The sequence below is a fragment of the Bartonella sp. AP150HLJHH genome (assembly GCF_042196385.1).
In the GTDB taxonomy this organism is placed as follows: Bacteria; Pseudomonadota; Alphaproteobacteria; order Rhizobiales; family Rhizobiaceae; genus Bartonella.
Genome location: NZ_JBHIQC010000002.1, coordinates 132669 through 153485 on the forward strand (window position 1 = coordinate 132669; position 20817 = coordinate 153485).

At 35.5% G+C, this 20817-nt stretch carries 15 protein-coding genes and 1 pseudogene; 5 read left to right on the top strand and 11 right to left on the bottom strand.

Annotated elements, in window-relative coordinates:
- Positions 1-227 precede the first annotated feature (227 nt).
- From ACFING_RS01795 to ACFING_RS01845, 11 genes are all read right to left on the bottom strand, one after another.
- The gene (locus ACFING_RS01795; RefSeq protein ID WP_375629447.1) at positions 228-3155 is read right to left on the bottom strand and encodes a bifunctional [glutamine synthetase] adenylyltransferase/[glutamine synthetase]-adenylyl-L-tyrosine phosphorylase; all 2928 of its coding nucleotides are present in this window, start codon (positions 3153-3155) and stop codon (positions 228-230) included.
- A 98-nt stretch (positions 3156-3253) separates the two neighbouring features.
- On the bottom strand, positions 3254-4636 hold the full coding sequence (locus ACFING_RS01800; protein ID WP_375620682.1) for an ATP-binding protein: 1383 nt from the start codon (positions 4634-4636) through the stop codon (positions 3254-3256).
- On the bottom strand, positions 4633-5319 hold the full coding sequence (locus ACFING_RS01805) for a winged helix-turn-helix domain-containing protein (RefSeq protein WP_375629450.1): 687 nt from the start codon (positions 5317-5319) through the stop codon (positions 4633-4635). The genes ACFING_RS01800 and ACFING_RS01805 overlap by 4 nt, the downstream gene beginning before the upstream one ends.
- Before the next feature lie 72 nt (positions 5320-5391).
- Positions 5392-6903 carry a Do family serine endopeptidase gene (locus tag ACFING_RS01810; RefSeq protein WP_375611163.1) on the bottom strand — a complete coding sequence of 504 codons (1512 nt, stop codon included), beginning with the start codon at positions 6901-6903 and terminating at the stop codon, positions 5392-5394.
- A 216-nt stretch (positions 6904-7119) separates the two neighbouring features.
- Positions 7120-7530, bottom strand: coding sequence for a cytochrome c-type biogenesis protein CcmH (locus tag ACFING_RS01815; RefSeq protein WP_375611162.1), 411 nt, complete (start codon positions 7528-7530; stop codon positions 7120-7122).
- 1 nt (position 7531) lies between these two features.
- Positions 7532-9511: a heme lyase CcmF/NrfE family subunit gene (locus tag ACFING_RS01820; RefSeq protein WP_375629453.1), complete on the bottom strand. Its 1980-nt coding sequence runs from the start codon at positions 9509-9511 to the stop codon at positions 7532-7534.
- Positions 9512-9518: 7 nt separating this feature from the next.
- Complete coding sequence (gene ccmE / locus ACFING_RS01825; RefSeq protein WP_375629456.1) at positions 9519-9998, bottom strand: cytochrome c maturation protein CcmE; 480 nt, start codon at positions 9996-9998, stop codon at positions 9519-9521.
- A gap of 72 nt (positions 9999-10070) precedes the next feature.
- The gene (locus ACFING_RS01830; RefSeq protein ID WP_375612997.1) at positions 10071-10841 is read right to left on the bottom strand and encodes a tetratricopeptide repeat protein; all 771 of its coding nucleotides are present in this window, start codon (positions 10839-10841) and stop codon (positions 10071-10073) included.
- Positions 10842-11075: 234 nt separating this feature from the next.
- Complete coding sequence (locus tag ACFING_RS01835) at positions 11076-12494, bottom strand: ATP-binding protein (RefSeq protein WP_375611158.1); 1419 nt, start codon at positions 12492-12494, stop codon at positions 11076-11078.
- Complete coding sequence (locus ACFING_RS01840) at positions 12494-13159, bottom strand: response regulator transcription factor (RefSeq protein ID WP_375620680.1); 666 nt, start codon at positions 13157-13159, stop codon at positions 12494-12496. The genes ACFING_RS01835 and ACFING_RS01840 overlap by 1 nt, the downstream gene beginning before the upstream one ends.
- Positions 13160-13180: 21 nt before the next feature.
- Entirely contained in the window at positions 13181-13417 is a 237-nt protein-coding gene (locus tag ACFING_RS01845; protein WP_375620679.1) for a hypothetical protein, read from the bottom strand.
- 346 nt (positions 13418-13763) lie between these two features.
- On the opposite strand from ACFING_RS01845, the gene ACFING_RS01850 reads away from it, so the two are divergent.
- From ACFING_RS01850 to ACFING_RS01870, 5 genes and pseudogenes are all read left to right on the top strand, one after another.
- Positions 13764-15914, top strand: coding sequence for a transglycosylase domain-containing protein (locus ACFING_RS01850; protein ID WP_375629459.1), 2151 nt, complete (start codon positions 13764-13766; stop codon positions 15912-15914).
- 17 nt (positions 15915-15931) lie between these two features.
- Positions 15932-16528: a DUF1214 domain-containing protein gene (locus ACFING_RS01855; RefSeq protein ID WP_375629462.1), complete on the top strand. Its 597-nt coding sequence runs from the start codon at positions 15932-15934 to the stop codon at positions 16526-16528.
- A complete protein-coding gene (locus ACFING_RS01860; RefSeq protein ID WP_375629465.1) occupies positions 16521-17060 on the top strand; it encodes a hypothetical protein in 540 nt (179 codons plus the stop codon). Before ACFING_RS01855 ends, ACFING_RS01860 begins: the two co-directional genes overlap by 8 nt.
- A gap of 532 nt (positions 17061-17592) precedes the next feature.
- Positions 17593-18378: a DUF1499 domain-containing protein gene (locus ACFING_RS01865; protein WP_375629468.1), complete on the top strand. Its 786-nt coding sequence runs from the start codon at positions 17593-17595 to the stop codon at positions 18376-18378.
- A gap of 1569 nt (positions 18379-19947) precedes the next feature.
- Positions 19948-20349, top strand: a pseudogene (locus tag ACFING_RS01870) (DUF1499 domain-containing protein); the annotation flags it as partial.
- Positions 20350-20817 lie beyond the last annotated feature (468 nt).

Sequence of the window (20817 nt, forward strand, 5' to 3'; positions counted from 1 at the left end):
TTTTTTGAAAAAATGAGATAACGCTCATAAAAAATATGATTCACTAAATTAATCACTCATCGCTTTTTGTATAAAGAATGATACCTAGAATGGAGAATTTTTTCATCACACTTGAAAAAACAGTAGAGAACTTCACTCTAACCCTCTCAAGCGTCTATGAAATGAAAGACAAAAATTAATATATAAAAATGGAATTAATAATTTTTATTTATTCTTATAGAATTATTTTAATATTTCATGATTTTTGTAAAAACTGAACAGACCAATTGCCCAGTTTCTGCAATTAATTTTTCCACACGAAGCAAATCAGGTTCCCCAACACTATTCAACAAAAGATCACTTAATCCAGGTGGCATGTCATTGGGATCAAGAGAATCATTTAAGCAAAGCCGTATAATTTGACTCAAATTTGTATAAAGACGATAGGCATAATGTAAATCAGCAATACATGACTGATTAAGAAAACTGTTTGGTAAGTGATCTAAAATATCCGCTGTCGTCGCTCCAATTTGAAACTCCATGACATGCGTAATAAGAGAAAATTGAGCAATAAACTCCAAATCCATAATGCCACCAGACATCGTTTTTAAATCCCATTGATTTTTTGGCGGCTTTTCTTTTGCAATCAAGGCACGCATTTCACATACTTCTTTTGCAACTTCCTTCTTATCACGAGAAATAGCAATAATTGCACACACTTCATTTTCTAGTTTTTGTAAAAAATCAGGGTCTCCTGCAATGCCTCGAGCCCTTGTTAAAGCAAGATATTCCCATATCCATGCTTCTTGGCGATAATACTTTTTAAAAAATGGAAAAGAAACAGCAATAGGTCCTTTATTGCCTAATGGCCGTAACCTTAAATCAACGACATAAAGAATACCTTGGCTTGTAAGAGTGGATAAAGCAGAAACGAGGCGTTGTGCTAAACGCGTATAATATTGAGAGATATAAAGAGGCTTTTCTCCATCAGATATTTCTGCATCATCATCATCGTGTTCATAAAGCAAAACGAGGTCAACATCGGAATCTGCTGTTAATTCGCGACTTCCAAGCTTCCCCATACCCAATATGCCAACACGCCCCCCTTTAATACGACCATGAAGACGAGAAAATTCCTCTTGAACGGTAGCAAATGTTTTTGTAATCATAAGATCAGCAAGCGCAGTAAAAGCAAAACCCGCTCTTTCTCCTGTAATTGTACCGTTTAAAATTCGAATACCAATCAAAAAACGTTGTTCATCTGCAAAAATCCTTAAATGGTCAAGAATTTCCTCATAAGAAAGAACATTTTCAAGAAAATATTCAAGCCGTTTTTCTAAGTACGTTTTGGTCGGTAATTCTGAAAGAATATTCGGATCTAACATTCCATCAAAAACATGGGATCTGCGTGTAATAATTTCTGCAAGACGTGGAGCAGCACCCATAATAAGGACAAGCATATCCAAAAGAGAGGGATTAGACTGCAAAAGACTAAAAAGCTGAATTCCTGAAGGTAAGCCCTGTAAAAAACCATCAAAACGCAACATCGCCTCATCAGCTCGTTTTGTCCCACCAAAAGCTTTCAAAAGAGCTGGTGTTAATTCCGTTAATCTCTCGCGTGCTTCGGCTGATTGCGTTGCTTTATAACGACCAAAATGGAGCGTGCGCATAATACGACAAATATCACTTGCTCTTTCGAAGCCTAAACGGCTTAACGTTATTAATGTCTCCGGATCATCTTCTTCACCGGTAAAAACTAAATTACCAATTTCTAAACCAAGTTCTTGCTCATTCTCAAACAGTGCTGCATAATGTTTTTCAACAACCTGAAGTGTTTTTAATAAATCACGGATAAAACTGCTACTGTCTTGATAACCCATTAAATAGGCAACACTTGTGAATTGAGCAGTATCATTTGGAAGAAGATGTGTTTGTTCATCGAAAAGCATTTGAATACGATGTTCCACATTTCGAAGAAAAGCATAACTTTTTATAAGGCTATTTCTCGTTTTCTCACTGATCCAACCAAGCGTGTGAAGTTCTGCTAACATTGCAACTGTCTGACGTCCACGTAATTGAGGAAAACGTCCACCAGCAATGAGCTGCTGTGTCTGAACAAAAAACTCAATCTCACGAATACCACCACGACCTAACTTTATATTATGCCCATAAGCTGCAATTTGACCGTAATTTTTATGCGCATGAATTTGACGTTTGATCGAATGAATATCAGCAATAGCAGCATAATCTAAATATTTCCGCCACACATAGGGAAAAAGCTCTTTGAGAAAGTTAAAACCTGCCCTCTTATCACCAGCAACTGGACGTGCTTTAATCATGGCTGCTCGTTCCCAATTTTGCCCACGCCCTTCGTAATAACGCAATGCAGTCCTTACTGGTAAGGCCAAAGGGGTTGAACCTGGATCTGGACGAAGACGAAAATCAAGACGAAAAACATATCCTTCCGCAGTGCGTTCTTGAATGATACGGATTAATCGGCGTACCATTTTAGAAAATACGTCAACACTTTCAGAAAGATTACCAATATGAGGTGATGTTTCATCAATGAAAACAATAAGATCAATATCAGAAGAATAATTAAGTTCCCCTGCTCCTAACTTTCCCATCCCTAAAATAATTAAACCACAGTCTTTTTCTGGATTCTCACGGCTTAATAAATTGATCTTACCATGATCATGCGCTTCTCTTAATAGAAAACGTAGTGCTACACTTAATGCTGCTTCGCCCAAACGTGTCAACCAAACACATGAAACTTCGTAAGTAAAAACACCACCCAAATCAGCTAAAGCAATAAGAACATGCGCTTCTCGTTTTTTGCGCCTTAAAGCAGCCATCAATGAAGTTTCATTTATAGCTTCATCCTTATCAATAGCTGTAATATCATCTATAATTTCGCTCAGCCTTGTTTCTATATCAACATTTAATAAAGCACTAAGATATGATGGGTTGGCAATTAAAACCTCACGCAAAAAAGGAGATAAGGTCATAACCGAACTGATAAAATCAATCTGCGTTCCACTCTCTGAAATGATGGAAACAAGCGATTCTAAACCTTCTTTCCTTGCTTGTTCTTCCATGTCTTTTAACCATTGGGAACCACTTTTATCGAGAGGACATAAAGGGAGAAGCTGTGTTTTTAAAAAAGCTTGTTTCATCTGTGCTCCCTTGAAAAGCATTTTGCTTTCCTTTCTATTGCTTTATACTTTTAAAATAGTTGTTACGTATGAAAAGTGAAAAGTGAAGAAAAATATCTTTAAGGAAATAACAAAACAGCCCTAAGCCCTGGATTTGCATTTTCAAGTAACAATTCACCCCCGTGAAGCTTCATAACCGCTTTTGCTATACTTAAACCAATCCCAAACCCAGGTTGTGTGCGGCTTTCTTCAAGACGAACAAATCGTTCTGTCACTTTTTCACGTTTATCCTCTGCTATTCCTGGTCCATTATCGCTCACAACAACTAATAAATGTTCATCACGATATTCCATTGATAAGCAAACCTTCGCTTGCCTTCCACCTTTAGGCGCATATTTAATTGCATTATCTATAAGATTAAAAATTGATTGCGCAACAAGCTCACGATTCAATTTTAGCTCTTTATCAAATATATCTCCCAACTGAAGTAAAACACCTGACTCTTCAGCAAAAGGTTCGTAAAGCTCAACAGCATCCTCAAGGATCAGTTTCATATTAATCATTTCAAGATGTTCAATTGCACTGCTGGCCTCAATACGTGAAATCATTAAAATCGCATTGAACGTACAAATAAGTTGATCTGATTCTGCAATAACCCTATCAAGGACCTGACGATATTCAAGCTTTGTCTTATTTCCTGAAAGCGCTTCTTCAGCGCGATTTCTAAGACGCGTTAACGGCGTTTTCAGATCATGAGCAATATTATCTGATACTTGACGTAAACCAATATTTAACTCTTCAATGCGGTCTAACATAACATTAAGATTGGTTGACAATCGATCAAACTCATCCCCTACTCCAGAAACAGGTAAACGCCCACTGAAATCACCATCCATCAAGCGCTGTGATGCAGCCGTTACATGATCAATCCTTTGTAAAGCTCTCCTGCCAACAAAAAACCATATGAGTAAAGCGCCTCCAACCATTGCAGCAAGTGCAATGATCACAGCTTTGCGAATAACAACAGCAAAACGTTCTGGCTCATCCAAATCACGTCCTATAAGAATCTTCATAGCATTAGGTAAATCAACAATAACCGCCAAAGCGCGATGTTCACTTGTTTTGCCATGTTCTCCAAAACGGGAATACAAAAAAGAGGTAGAAATAAAACCACTCTGATTCAAAAGACCTAATTCAATACGTGCTACATTTCCAGCTAAAATACGCCCCATAGAATCTGTAACAAGATAAAGAAATGCTCCTGGTTGTCTTGAACGATAATCAATAGTGCGCATTAATAAGGATAATCCCCCATAATTATAAGCATTTTCAATATACTTTAATTCTTCATGTAAAGCCTGTTCAGTTTGCTCTGTTAACAATGAAGCAGAAAATGCCGTCATATAAATAGAAAGTCCTGTTGCCACCAATCCAAACAATAAAATGTAAAGTGCTGAAAGCCTTAGCGCCGTCGTGCGCATTATATTAATCAAACGATTCATGCTTTGTTATCTGGTACTTTCAGCATATATCCAGCTCCACGCACTGTATGGAGAAGGGGAACATCAAAATCTTTTTCAATTTTGGCTCTCAAACGAGAGATATGGACATCAATGACATTCGTTTGTGGATCAAAATGGTAATTCCAAACGTTTTCCAAAAGCATAGTGCGTGTAACAACCTGCCCCGCATAACGCATCAAATATTCAAGTAAACGAAACTCTCGTGGTTGCAATAGAATGTTTCTATCACCTCGTTTTACCGTATGTGCTAACCGATCAAGCTCAAGATTACCTACACAGTAAACAGTTTCTGCTTCTTTAGGATTTTTCCGCCGTTGTAAAACTTCAACACGCGCAAGAAGTTCAGAAAAAGCATAAGGCTTTGTTAAATAATCATCTCCCCCTGCACGCAGCCCCGTTACACGATCATTAACTTGCCCTAAAGCAGACAGAATAAGAACCGGTGTTTCATTGCCTTTAGCGCGCAATTCAGCAATAATAGAAAGACCATCACGATGCAAAAGCATTCGGTCAACAACCATAACGTCATAATTTTCCGTGGTTGCTAAAGCGTATCCCGTATCTCCATCATAAGCAACATCAACAGAATGCCCTACTTCCCAAAATGCTTTTTCGAGATAATGCCCCGTCTCATGATCATCTTCAATAACGAGTATCTTCATAAAACGTATCTCCATTATTTTATTATGTTGTAGGACAAATGTTTAATAAACATTTGTCCTACAACTAAAGCCTTATTTTTTGAAAATTGGAAGAGCAACAAAACGATTTTGATCATTTGTTCGCACTTGTAAGAGTATAGCCTTTCGTCCTAACTGCTGAGCATTTTTGATTGTGTTAATAATATCAGAGACTCGTTTAACTGGTTTATTATTTACTGTCACAATGATATCACCAGGGCGTATCCCTTTATCTGCAGCATCTGAATCGGTATCGACATCCGTTACGACAACCCCTACACCATCATCAGAAGGCATAACAATCAAACCATAATCTTCCAATGTTTCATCTAAATCACTCTGTCCATTTGAATATTTTGAAGTCTCTTTCTTACTTTCATCTTCAGACATTGAAGCGAGTTTAACCTTTATACTCTCCTCCTTACCTGATCTCCAAATCCCTATGGTTACCATTTCTCCTGGTTTAATATTTGCAATACGTTTCGCCAGCTCACGCGCATCAGCAACTTTTTCATTATTCACTGAAATAATTACATCACCCGCTTTAATACCAGCCTTTTCTGCCGGTCCTTTTAACGGATCAGTAACCAAAGCACCTTTGGCTTCTTTCAATCCTATTGAATCGGAAATCTCCTTTGTTACCGGCTGAATCTGAACACCTAACCAACCACGTTGAACTGAACCTTTTTCAATAAGTTGTTGTACAACCTGTTTTACAGTCGCTGCTGGAATAGCAAAAGCAATCCCAACATTTCCTCCAGAAGGAGAAAAAATTGCTGTATTAACCCCAACAACCTTTCCATTAAGATCAAACGTTGGACCACCAGAGTTTCCTCTATTAACAGCAGCATCAATCTGAATAAAATCATCGTACACACCAGTGCCAATATCACGTCCACGTGCAGAAACAATACCTGCTGTCACAGTTCCACCAAGACCAAATGGATTCCCAATGGCAACAACCCAATCCCCAACACGAAGCTTTGAATCATCACCAAAATCAACATAAGAAAATTTTCTTTTATCATTCACTTTTAATACGGCAAGGTCGGTTTTTGGGTCTTTCCCAATGAGCTTTGCGTTCAATTCTGTACCATCATCAAGAACAACAGTATAACTTGTTCCGTCAGAAATCACATGATCATTGGTCACAATGTAACCATCAGATGAAATAAAAAAACCCGATCCAAAAGCAACAGGACGGAGTCTCTGCGATTGGTGCGGAAATTTATTTTTAGGTTTATCAAAATCATAAAACTCTTTAAAAAATCTTTTTAAAGGATGCTGATCTGGTAATTGATCAAGTCCTGGACCACTAAAAAAGTTGCTAAAGAACCTATCTTCTTTCTTTTTATTGCTCTTTACTTGTACTGCCACAACGGCTGGTTTCACTTGAGCAACAATATCGGCAAATCCCTGTTGTTGCATTAACGAAGTAAATACAGAACTTGCATGAGCCTTTGTCATCCACAAGCTTGATGTACATCCACTAAAAAACAGTGCACTTTCCAATATCGCAGAAAAACTCACTGCGACAAATGTTTTAAAGAAAGCCTTTTTAACCATTTATTCTATGCTCCTATTCAATCATACCTTTATTTCAATTCCGATCACTTATAAAATACCAGACCTTACCATTTTCTGTCTAAATTATTAAAGTTTTGTAAGGTTTCAGTATTCCCTAATATAATTACAATAAGATTGTCTGCTCATTGCAGATGATCTGATTTTTTCTTTTATGTAACATTTTTTTAATGCAATGACATTTTTGACTGTTCTTTTTCATTCACATAACGCATGATTATTCCGTTTGAAGTGGAAAAATATGATACTTACGCCAATGATAATAATGATCAAAGGCGAGAACCATAAAAACCAAGTTATCTTATTCAATGGTGGTTTCAAGAGAATAAATTCACCATATCGCTCAACAAGAAAGTCAGTGACTTGCTGATTACTATAGCCCATTTTTAGCCTTTCCCGAATTAAAAGCCGTAAATCACGTGCTAAAGCAGCATCTGAATCATCAATTGATTGATTTTGACAAACCGGACAACGTAAATGCGATGAAATATGGCGTGCTCGCGCTTCAAGAATCTTATCCTTTAAAATCTCATCCGGCTCTACTGCTATTGCTAATCGAAAAGGAAATGTTGCAATTAAAAAAAATACAATCCAAAGAATTTTTTTCATCTCAATGTCTTTTCCAAAAATTTAAAGCAAGCACTACCCTATTGTACATGCCAATGCGAAACCAATACCCCAGAAGAGAAAGACATCCCCCCATAGCCATCATGAATGCCCCTAACCAAATACATATTACATAAGGCTTCCACCATACGTGCACAACGAGACCCCGATTATCAATATGTCCCGGTACAATATATAGCTGTGATAAGCCATGATTTTTAAGACCAACTTCTGTTGTTGATGTATTTTGGCTTGAATAAAATCGCTTTGAGGCTGTTACATGACCTACAATGTTTTTATTTTCATATATTTTAAAATAAAACTCCATTGTCGAATAATTCGAACCAACACCATCATACACTGCATCAAAATGAAGCGTTTTATCCGCTATCGTCACCCTATCCCCTACGTTCATGATTAAAATACGTTCTTGCCCAAAACTTGCCACGCAAACAATACCAAATAATGTAACGCCTAATCCCATATGTGCTATTGCTGCACCAAAAGTAGACCATGGCAATCCAAGAAATCTCTTAACGCGTACTGAAAAAGCTCTCTTACCATATCCACTCTTTCCCCATAGATCCGCTAAACTGCCTAAAAAAACAAACGCTGAAAGCCCAATCCCTAAAACTGCAAAAATATCACGCACAGATGTCGCATAAAATATTATAAAACAGACGATACCAACCAATACAAAAACAAACCACAACCGTTCAAAAACTGCAAGAAAATCACCGCGTTTCCATGCCACCATTGTCCCAAACGGAACAAACAACAACAGCAAAACCATTAGCGGTCCACAGGTAAGGTTAAAAAAAGCAGCCCCTACAGAAATTTTTTGCCCTGTTAATATCTCAATAAAATAAGGATAAAGCGTACCAATCAATACTGTTGCTGTTATTGTTGTCAGTAACAAGTTATTTAAAACAATAAACCCTTCACGTGAAATTGGTTGAAAAAATCTTTCTGTTTTTAAAATAGGGGTACGCAAAGCAAAAAGAAGAAAAGCAGCTCCCGTAAAAAAAAATAAAAGAGCAAGAATTGCTTGCCCGCGTGCTGGATCAACAGCAAAACTATGAACAGAAACTAAAAGCCCAGAACGCACAAGAAAAGTTCCCATCAGAGAAAGGGAAAAAGTAAGAAGCGCTAAAAACAGAGTCCAACTTTTCAATATTTCTCGTTTTTCGAGAACAAGAGCAGAATGTAAAAGAGCCGTTCCTGAAAGCCACGGCATAAACGAAACATTTTCAACAGGATCCCAAAACCAATACCCCCCCCATCCTAGCTCATAATAAGCCCAATAAGAGCCAACCATAATACCCAATGTCAAAAAACACCAAGAAAGTAAAAGCCACGGACGAATCCCACGCGCCCAAATTCTATCAACATGTCCCATAATCAATGCCGCAACGGCAAAAGAAAAACAAAGTGAAAAACCGACATAACCTAAATAAAGTAGCGGTGGATGAATTGCTAATGCGATATCTTGTAAAAGAGGATTGAGACCATTTCCCTGCAATGCTGGTGGATTTACGCGTAAAAATGGATTGGATACAAAAAGAATAAATAAAAGAAAAGCAGTTGTAATCCAACTTTGGCAAATTAAAACAAGCGTCTTAAAATCTTCTGGCAAATGTTGGCTAAAAAAAGCCATCAATGCGCTAAAAAAAGCAAGACTTAAAACCCATAACAACATAGAGCCTTCGTGGTTGCCCCAAACACCTGTAATTTTATAGAGCATCGGTTTTTCTGAATGAGAATTCTCAACAACGTTCAAAACAGAAAAATCAGATACGACATAAGCATAAATTATCACTAAAAAAGATAAAAGCAGTAATGTAAAAGTGATATATGTTAGAGGAACAACTGTTTGCATTAACAAACGCTCTCTCCACCAAAAACCTAAAGCAGGTAAAAATGCCCCTAATAAGCTTACTGAAAATGCTGCAGCTAAAAAAATATGACCCAGTTCGACAAGCACAATCGAATTATTTCTCCATAATGTAATGTTTTTTCAAACGATCAGCTGTTTCTTTAGGCATATAAGTTTCATCATGTTTTGCTAAAATACGCATCCCTATAAAAAAGCCCTGTTTATCGAAATGCCCTTCTACGATCACCCCCTGACCTTCACGAAAAAGATCCGGTAAGGCACCATTGAAAATTACTTTTTCATGTTTTTTGTTATCCGTTACAAAAAAAACAACGCCTCTCTCTCCAACATATTGAACAGTTCCCTTTTCAACAAAGCCACCCAAACGCAAAGGGCGCTCCGTTAAAATATCTTCTCTTGTAATTTCAGAGGGCATTCTAAAAAAACTGACCGCATGACGCATTGCATACACTATGAGACTTGCTGCAATTGTCATAACCAAACAACATAATAATATGATCAATAAGCGCTTTTTTTTTCGCTGCTCTAAAATAACCTTCCATGAGGCAGAATTCTTTAAAGATTGACTGTTCATAGACACTCTGCGAAAAAATTTACGTTATAATTAAGTATCAATATTTTATTTTTTAAAAGCTTTGCACATCTTCTACATAGGTGCAAGATTTCTTTTCTTTGTATGCTCACTCGATAAATCACGTAACTGAATTATCATTTTTTTAACACGTGATTGTCCTGAAAAATTTTCAGGCATTGTGTCAAGAAAGCTTTGTAAAAATTGCACTGCCTGCGCAGTTTTTCCTGCTTGATGCAATGCATCAGCCAACAATAAACGTGGATAAAAATCTGTTGGCGCTAAATCTGCTGCTTTTTGAAAAGCATTTTGCGCTTCTTGCGTTATCACTCCCCCTTCATAACCAACCAATGCTAAACCGTATCCTACAAGCCTTGGAGCTGTTTCTCCATTCAAACGAAGTGCATCTAAATAAGTATTCACTGCTTCTTGAAAAAGGCTTTCTTCGAGATACCCTACCGCTAACGCATCTGCTAGCTTGCCATCATGAGGTGCACGGAAAAAAAGCACTTGTAAACGAATAAGCTTTTCTTGCTTACTAAGAGTTTGAGGATCCTTATCCATTAATTCGCTAAAAAAATAACTTTTCACTTCTGGATTGCCTGTCAGCCCATAAATATTCCATGTCATAAGGAGAACAAACAAGATACTTAAAGCCTTAAGAATATTTCTTTTTTTATAATGCATATAAAGCTTGTTAAACTCAATCATACGCTTATGGCTTCTATAACCACCCACGGTTTGAACTTTCCATTCTTTTTTTATCTCATCATCAAAACGTAGTGAAAGAAAAAGAACACTTGCCAGAAAAATCAGAAAAAATGCTGCAAAAATCAATAAGAGCATATCGTTTTTTTCCAATACGAACAGAGAATAACTCGCTTACATTTTATCCTCTTCATGAGAAAAGTGATGTGAATTAATAAAAATTCATTTTTTCATGGAGAATATTATAAAATCTATTGTATATATCAATTAAATAAAGAAACTAAAAACAATGTTTCCCTACTCTTTGATGTATTATCTGAAAATACTGCTTTACAAACTTTATAGACATTTCTTGCTTAAGGAGAAAATATGTTATTCTCCCATCTTAGGTAATAAAACTTTTGCATACAACCCACCCAAATCAGAACGTGATAAAAAGAGATTGCCACCATATTCACTGACCATATCTGAAACAATTGCTAACCCTAAGCCTGACCCTAGTTTACTTTCATTAAACCGCCGCCCTCTTTTTAATGCTTCATCAATTTTGTCTTCTGTTAAACCAGGACCATCATCTTCTACAAAGATACTAAAATATTCTGTTTCTTCAGCATTTTCTTCTAAACAACAAGAGATCAAAACCTTTGCGCGAGACCACTGAGTAGCATTTTCAATCAAATTCCCTATAATTTCTTCTAAATCTTCCTTCTCTCCAGAAAAAACAATATCATCAACATCCATAATAAATTGAATTTGTTTTTCAGGATTAAGCTTTTTCATAACCCGTACCAAGCGTTCAAGCACACTGCGAACAGACGTATGATAGACAACACTATCGCATTGTGCTGCAATCCGCGCACGCTGAAGATAATGATTGATTTGAGCTTGCATTATTTGCGTTTGCTCTCTCAACAAACTAGCCTTTTCTCCGCGCATCTTATCTGTCTCATTCATAATCACGGATAGAGGCGTCTTCAATGAATGCGCGAGATTACCAACCTGTGTGCGAAATCGCTCGATAATACGCTGATTATTATTAATGAGAGCATTCATCTCTTGTACAAGCGGCATCACTTCGCTTACTAAATCCGTATTCACATAATGAACTCTTCCTTCGCGAATATCATTCAATGCACGTCGAATAAGCTTCAACGGTTGAAAACTAAAGAAAATAATAGCAATATTAATAAGAACACTCCCGATACCGAAACTCCAAAGAAAAATTTGCAAAGTTCGCTTAAATTCCTTTACCTGGGCATGAGCTTCATCGATATTCCCAACAAGCCGAAAACGTGCAATATGATTTTTATTATCAAGAACAACATCACTCTCAATCACTTGTAGCTTTTGACCATTGTTCCCCGTTATCCGATAAGAGCGAAAGAATTTATTGTCAAAAGGTATATCAACATCACTTGGTGTAAATATCTCCCCTGTTCCCAATGAGGGAGATGTCAATCTTCCTTTTAAATTATGGGATATCGCAACAACTTCCCAATACCATCCTGTTGTTGGATCAGAATAACGAATATCATCAATCCCAGCCCCTCCTATCAAAGTACCTTCCGATGACACCGTCACTGTTGCAATAAGACTGTAGAGTTGAGCAGAAAGGATACGCTCTAGGCTTTGTTCAGTCGAACGCTTATAAAATAAAATACTTACTGCAGAAATCGATAAAAGAGAAATAACAACCCATAATGTTGATAAGATCATAACACGTAAACTGAGAGATCGAGTAATTACAAAAAAGAACCTCCTATACCAATTATTCTCTTCAAAAACATTCATTAATCACCTCGCGTTCTCACGCGATATCCCATTCCTCGAATAGTTTCAATCAAATCCATTCCAAGCTTTTTCCGTAACCGACCTACAAAGACTTCCACCGTATTCGAGTCCTTATCAAAATCCTGATCATAAAGATGTTCAGTAAGCTCTGTTCTTGAAATGACCCTGTCACAATGATGCATGAGATACGAAAGCAGTCTGAATTCATAAGATGTTAGTTTAATCAATTGACCATCCACAAAAACACGAGACGTCTTTGTATCCAACAAAACATTTCCGCAACATAATGCACTTGTCGCATGTCCCGTAGTGCGACGAATTAATGCTCGCAAGCGCGCCATCACCTCCTCCAAATGAAATGGCTTCACAACATAATCGTCAGCTCCAGCATCAATACCGTGCACCTTATCAGACCAACGGTCTCGCGCCGTTAGCATTAAAACAGGCATGGAGAGCCCTTCTTGACGCCATTTTTCAACAACACTAATACCATCAATCTGCGGTAAACCTATATCAAGTATCACCGCGTCGTAAGACTCTGTGCTCCCTAAAAAATAAGCCTCTTCACCATCGAAAGCACTATCGGAAACATATCCTGCACGTCTTACAGCTTCTGCTAATTGATGGTGAAGATTCCGATCATCTTCAACGATTAAGATACGCATCACAACACCATCTGCCAAAAACTAATCAGCAGGAACAAAAAATTCAACACGACGTAACTTTTCACCATTACGGGCTGGTACAACAACTACAATCGTACACATGTCCTTTCCATCCTGAACAACCGATTTTGAACGGACGAGAACCCCGCTCTCTTGCGCAGCAGCCTTCTTACCTACTTCAGCACACCCAGAAGCTAGAACAGAATCTGCTTCTAAAAAAGCTGCTATTATTACGAATAAGAATTTTTTTTTCATCATAAATATTTCAATAACCCATCTCTTCTCTTCCTTGATAAAGGATAAAAGAAATAATGGTTTTTTTTGGTCGATTAAAAAATCACAAATGGAAACAATTTATCCTCTATCTTACAGAAGAACATATTAACATTACTCCAAATTTTTAAAAAATCAAAAAAATATTTTTAATAATGAGAATAAAATTTATTCAATAAAATAATAAAATATTAATATACTATCTTACAAAAAATGAATAATTCTAAAACAAATTCTTTCTCTGTTAGAACTATAGAAAAAAAATACTTCTACTCCATATAATTATTGTAGATTTGTTTGGTTGTATTGCTTTGCCATAGGCTCTCTTTAAATGTTTGATTTTTTTAAAAAAAAGAAAGGGCAACACCGTAAGCCATTTCATAGTCCTGCTCTCATTGAATTAGACGCACGATTAGACACAGCGTTTTATCACATTCGTTCTGCTAACAGTTTTTTCTGGAAAAAGGCAAAAATCATCTCACAAAATTTTCATCTTCAAGGATGGAAACGTTTTATCGTTGAAGTTCTCGATGAAATACTGACATTAGGGTTGATGGGATTTACTCTTTTCACTATTTTGGGCATTTCTGTTTTTGAACTGACCAAAACAGATTGGTCTTCTCCTAAAAACTTTTCCATTCTTTTTCTAGATCGCTATGGAAATTCCATTGGGCACCGTGGTGCACTGCCGGCAATCTCTGTCCCCGTTGAAGAAATGCCTGACACTGTCATTAAAGCGGTTCTCGCTACAGAAGACCGTCGTTTTTTTGATCATTGGGGCATTGATTTTCAAGGACTTACACGGGCAATTTCACAAAATATGCAAGCTAAAGGTGTGGTGCAAGGTGGTTCAACTCTCACACAACAATTGGCTAAAAATTTATTTTTAACAAACGAAAGAACCATAACACGTAAAATCAAAGAAGCTTATCTTGCTCTTTGGCTAGAAGCAAATTTTAGCAAAAAGCAGATTTTACAACTTTACCTTGACCGAGCCTATATGGGAGGAAACAATTTTGGTATTGCCGCAGCGGCAAAATTTTATTTTGGAAAAAACATACGTCATGTCTCTTTAAGTGAATCTGCTATGTTAGCAGGACTCTTTAAAGCTCCAACAAAATATGCTCCTCATAGTCATCTCTTTGCAGCTCAAACACGTGCCAATATCGTCCTTTCTAATCTTGTTAATAGTGGCTTTATGACGAAGAGCCAAATTATCAATGCGCATCGCCACCCTGCTAAGGCACTTCCCCAAAGAGAAAATAATCAGCCAGATTATTTTCTTGATTGGGCATTCGAGGAAGTCAAAAAAATGCGTAATCAACTTCCAAGCCATAGTTTAATTATTCAATCGACCCTTGATCCGAATATTCAAAAAGCAGCAGAAGAATCAATTGCATATCATTTACATCAATATGGTCAACAATATCGTGTAACACAAGCAGCCACCGTTATACTCGATAATAACGGTGCGGTATGTGCAATTGTTGGAGGACTAGATTACAAAAAGAGCCAATTTAACAGAGCAACACAGGGCGGTCGACAACCTGGTTCTTCATTCAAACCTTATGTTTATGCAGCCGCAATGGAACATGGATTATCACCCTCAACAATCGTTCTAGATGCTCCCATCAATTGGGGAGGTTGGACACCCAAAAATAATTCTGGTCGTTATCTGGGAAAAATTGACTTAGCAACAGCTTTAGCCTTTTCCATTAATACAGTCCCTGTTTATCTCACCTACCAATATCTTAACCGCGATACCCAACCTATCATAGATCTCATTAAAAATATGGGGATTAACGCGCATATTTTATCACACAAAACGATGGTTCTTGGCACTTCCAACATGACCCCCATGGATCAAGCTACAGGCTTTAATGTCTTTGCCAATGGAGGAATAGCGGGTAATCGTCATGGGTTTACGCAAATCAAAACAATTGATGGTCGTGTTGTGTGGGATTTCGAACATAACGGAAAAAAACTACACCGAGTTCTGAGTGAACAATCAGCAGCTTATATGAATCAAATGATGGTGGGTGTCACAACACGAGGATCTGGTAAGCGTGCTGCGTTGCCCATGACTCTTGTCGCTGGGAAAACTGGAACATCACAATCTTATCGTGATGCTTGGTTTGTTGGCTTTACGGGAAATTATACGGGAGCGGTATGGATGGGAAATGATAATTTTTCACCGATGAATCGTGCTTTTGGGGGTGGCGTTCCTGCCATGATATGGCATCGTATCATGCTTGCTGCGCATCAAAATATTATGCTCAAACAGCTCTATGGTGTTAAAGATTCTCTCCTTCCTTATCAGCCTCCAGTACTTTCTTCCCGTGTAGATTCTGAAGTTCCTTCCCCAATACCCTCTACGCTTTCTCCTGAAACATTAAATATCGTGCGATTGATTAACAAAGATCTGAAAAAACCATCTGCAATTTCTTTGAAGATGAAAACAACTGGAGATTCAACATTTTGAATTCAAGATATTCACTGATGTTTTTTAATATCACCATTTTCTTTTTTATCTTCGCTTTTTCCATTTTATGTGGAACACTGAGTGTCGATTATGTGCTCAATTCCTTTCCTCATTTTGGACTCTTTAGAATTGGAAAATGGAGTGCTTATTCCCAAATGGGAACCGCCAATATGGATCCTTATACCCGCGCCCGCACCGCTAAACAAGGCATTGTTTCACTCGGACGAACTGAAGGTATTCAATTCCAGATTTGGCAAGATAACCAAGGGCGTCCACTCCACCCCCACTGTCATTATTTACTCAAAGGCACCATCCCTGAAACCCGTCTTTTTACCCTTTATACAGCTGACAAATCCCTAAAACCCTATACTTCATCCAAAGAAATACCTTTTGAACTCCACACTGACAATATTATCTATGAGCATGATGGCTCATTGCGCATCAATATTTCACCCACACCGCAAGCCGGCAATTGGCTTGCAACAGTTAGTCAAAAAGAATTCGGGCTTATTCTTACCTTATACGATACCTCAATCATCTCTGCAACGGCATTACAAAAGCTTACAATGCCATCAATAGAACAAATCCCATCAGGACAAATAAATTGTGACTAGATTTATTTATACCGCACTTCTTGCAATCATTGGCGCTATTATCGTTCATATTTGCGTTCTCTTTCTGATCCCCTATTGGGCACAAGATAATATATGGACAGCACTAAAAAAATCTGGAACCTCTTATCAATTTGTCGATTTTACGCCCAATAATCCTATTCAGCAATCTGCTGATCCACTCTTTCTTCTTAAAGTCTGCAGATTTAACCTTGAAAATGGACCTGTTCATTTAAAAGCTTTGAAAACACAACAATTTTGGTCACTAGCAGCCTACACACACGACGGAATTATTTTCTATAGCCTTAATGACCGAACAGCCCCTGATGCGACACTTGATCTTATCATTGGAAAACCAATACAAATCATAGAACTCAAAAAATCAAAACCTAAAAAAAATACCAATTCAGTTTTGGTTGCTAAAAATTTGAATGAAGGGTTTGTTATTTTACGTACTTTTGTCCCTTCTTCCCTTGCGAAAAAAGAAAGTGAAGCTTTCCTTTCATCTGCGACCTGCCGTATATTTTATGAATAAAAACCGACTAACCTCTCATTTGTACAACACCTTACTTTCTATACAAAATACATGAAGCCTATCAAAATGGTTATCTTTTTTCTCTATTAATTGAATATTCGAATTCAGATTTGTCTGATTGTAGATCCCTCAATTTTTTATTGAGGTAGAATGAAATCTCTATTGCACATCATCATATCCTATTTGATACGCATTATCTGACAGAAAAAACTCCCCGCAATCAGAAGAGAAAAATCAAGAGTAAAGTTCTAAAAAATATGCTGCTAACAACCGTAAAACTTGTTATTTGAGTTTACTTCTTTTATTTACAAACATTCCCATAAAGTTCGCATCAATAACATGATAAACTATAGAAGAAATACTGATTACCTTCAATGAAGTGCTAAAATAACCACTGGAAACTTATAAGACATTACGCATCCTTGACCTCAAAAATAAGTGCTTTATTTTTGTTTTATGAGCATAAGCTTTTTGTAAGATAGGCACTCTGAAAAAACTTGGCTTATAGTTTACAATTGAGGGGAAAAACTTCATGAAGAAGAGATATGTTCGGTTAATTTCAAGAGCAGCAGTATGGTCCCCTCGATTTGGTGGTTTAGCCTTCTTTATTTTATTATTTTCGGTCATCTTACAACGTTTTTCCGTACTTAACGTAAGCGACTTCATAATCTTGATAGGAATCTCTACTTGCTGTGTGATTATTTCTCTTTTTCTCGCTCTTAAAGCACTTCATAGTTTGTGGGTCTATGGAGCCCTAGGGGGAATGAAAGCTTTAAAAGGGATCGTTTATTCACTCATAACTGCGACACCATTGATGCTCTTTTTTGGACTTTGGTTTACCTTACCGGCTCTTTACGACGTTTCTACCGATACACAAAGACCACCGGCTTTTTTTCGCACAATACGTCCCAGCGATGCTTTACCGCTCAAAAGTGTTTTGACTGAACAAGCAACATTACAGATGTCACAATGGCCAGAAATGTCGGGGCGCCGTTATGATGGTTCACCTGATCGTATTCGCGAATCTGTTCTCAATGTTTTAGCAGCCTATGATTGGCCTGTTGTGGCTCAACGAGAGTTTAAAGGTGAAGAAAATGCGCTTTATATTGAAACGAGAGCTAAAACTTTTTACCTTGGGTTTATTTCGGATATCGTGATACGCTTAACTGATGAAGGGGATACCACTTTTGTTGATATGCGTTCTGCTTCTCGTTATTTGCCAAGAGATTTGGGGACAAATGCTGCTTTTATTATCGATTTTATGGATGCACTTGATACAGAAATCGCCTCACTTCCTCTTTCTGAAGATAATGAGTAGAGGTTAGAAGTATAATAAGTTACATTTACTAAATTAGCTTATTTCAAAAATAAATTTTGAGACGTGCAGAAACGCACAAAACATTTATCGTCTTTCGACGGCCATAAGCATTACTGACAAGTTCTTTAAACACCCAAAAGCAACTTATAGACTCTTTTTAGCGCGTGACATATAGATAAAATATTTGAATTCAAATTCTAAACTTAAATACTATAATTGATTTTACATATATTTTTTATGCTCAGAAATCTCATCATAAAAGTAGGAAAGAAGACTTCTCTAATAAGGAAATTAAGCATTTCTTACAGGCTTATTTTTCCAATGAAAATAGAAAAATATATCTTCATCAAGAAAGATGAAATATATTTATCATAAAATATGATGCATATGTAATATAGTTACAGAAAAAAATAAACAATAAAATACACATAAATTCATCTGTATTTTACAATAAATGATTATTTCAATTTTATAAAGAAATTTCATAATAATAAAAAAATATATATTATTACAAATAATAGAAACTTATTTAAATGAAAATAATTTTTTATCAAAAATAATTTAAATATAAATACTAATATCTAATATATTTAAACGCAACATAAATAAAACAAAACGCCAAAAATAACAAAAAGAACCACCCAAATGTCTTAATCGCTTCCTTTATACTATTTTTCCAACTGTCACCACTGTATCTATAAATTAATAAAAATGAAAATATAAAAACAAATACTGAAAATAAAATATCAAAAACATTATTATATAAAGATAATAAATAATCATTTTTCATATAAATAACGTATACAAATAAAAAATGTTATAGAAAGTAATATAATAAATATAATGAACAAAAATGTGCTTAATAACATTTTTTTCACAATTTCTTTGTTACTATAACCTTTAAATTTATACCGTAAAAACATTGCATAGAAAAATATAAATAAAGCACATGTATAAGATAATAATTCTGCAATAATACGAATAATATCACTCATAAAAAAATCCAAATTAAATATATATAAAAACAATAAACATTAACATATATTAATTCATACAAAAATTAATAAATTAAAATAATATAAAAAAATAATTTATTATTATTTAATTATTTTTTTTCATTAAATACTTTATATACATAATACAATTTAAATAAATATACTTAAACAAAAAAATGCAAAAAACAATTCATAAAATATATTAAAAATATAGATAACAAATAAAATTTCCAAATTAATCTATAATTATAAATTAATAATGAATAATCATTGTTCATAGAAATAACGTATATAAATAAAAAATGTTATAAAAAATAATATAACGAACAAAAATATTCTTAACAAAATTTTTTTCCAAATTTCTTTTTTACTATAACCTTTAGATTTATAATATGAAAACAATGTATAGAAAAATATAACTAAAGCACCTATAGAAAATAATAATTCTACAATAATACTAATAAGCTCATTCATAAAAAAAATCCAAATTAAATATATAATTTTGTAGAATTATGCACCTAAACCTTCCTGTCAAGTTTGTAGACACATAATTATGCCTACAAGCTTGTTCATTGCTTTACCGCTCAAAATTGTTTTGACTGAACAAGCAACATTACAGATGTCACAATGGCCAGAAATGTCTGGGCGCCGTTATGATGGTTCACCTGATCGTATTCGCGAATCTGTTCTCAATGTTTTAGCAGCCTATGATTGCCCTGTTGTGGCTCAAAGAAAGTTTAAAGGTGAAGAGAATGAACTGTATATTGAAACGAGAGCTAAAACTTTTTACCTTGGTTTCATTTCAGACATTGTCATTCGTTTAACTGATGAAGGAGATACAACTTTTGTTGATATGCGTTCTGCTTCTCGTTATTTACCAAGAGATTTGGGAACGAATGCTGCTTTTATTATCAATTTTATGGATGCACTTGATACAGAAATCGCTTCTCTCCCTCTTTCTCAAGATGATGGATAAAAATCAAGAGAGATAAGGCACTTTATTTCATAAAAATTTCTTATTTTTCAATAAATCATGATACATAAGCAAACAATCACTTTTCAAAAACTATAAACTGACAATGCTTATACAAAAGACAATAATCTCAGAATAACCCATGCTTGAAATAATTAAAAAGATTCAAAAATAGGAAATAAAAAACAGAACTCTTGATGATAATGCTTGATATTTATTAAAGACACTGTCTCACTGTAATCAGTAAACATTTTTTTAAGATTAATAGTATATAAAAATAATAACTATGCAATTATTATAACAAATATATCTTAATAATAAAAAATAAGGTTTTACTATTTATTATTGAGATATAAAATTAATTTTATAATTTATTTTATACATTTAATATGCTATTAAATAAATTAAATTTATAGTATATATTCATAAAAATTATTATAAAAACAATTACAAAAATTAAACCTATCACTA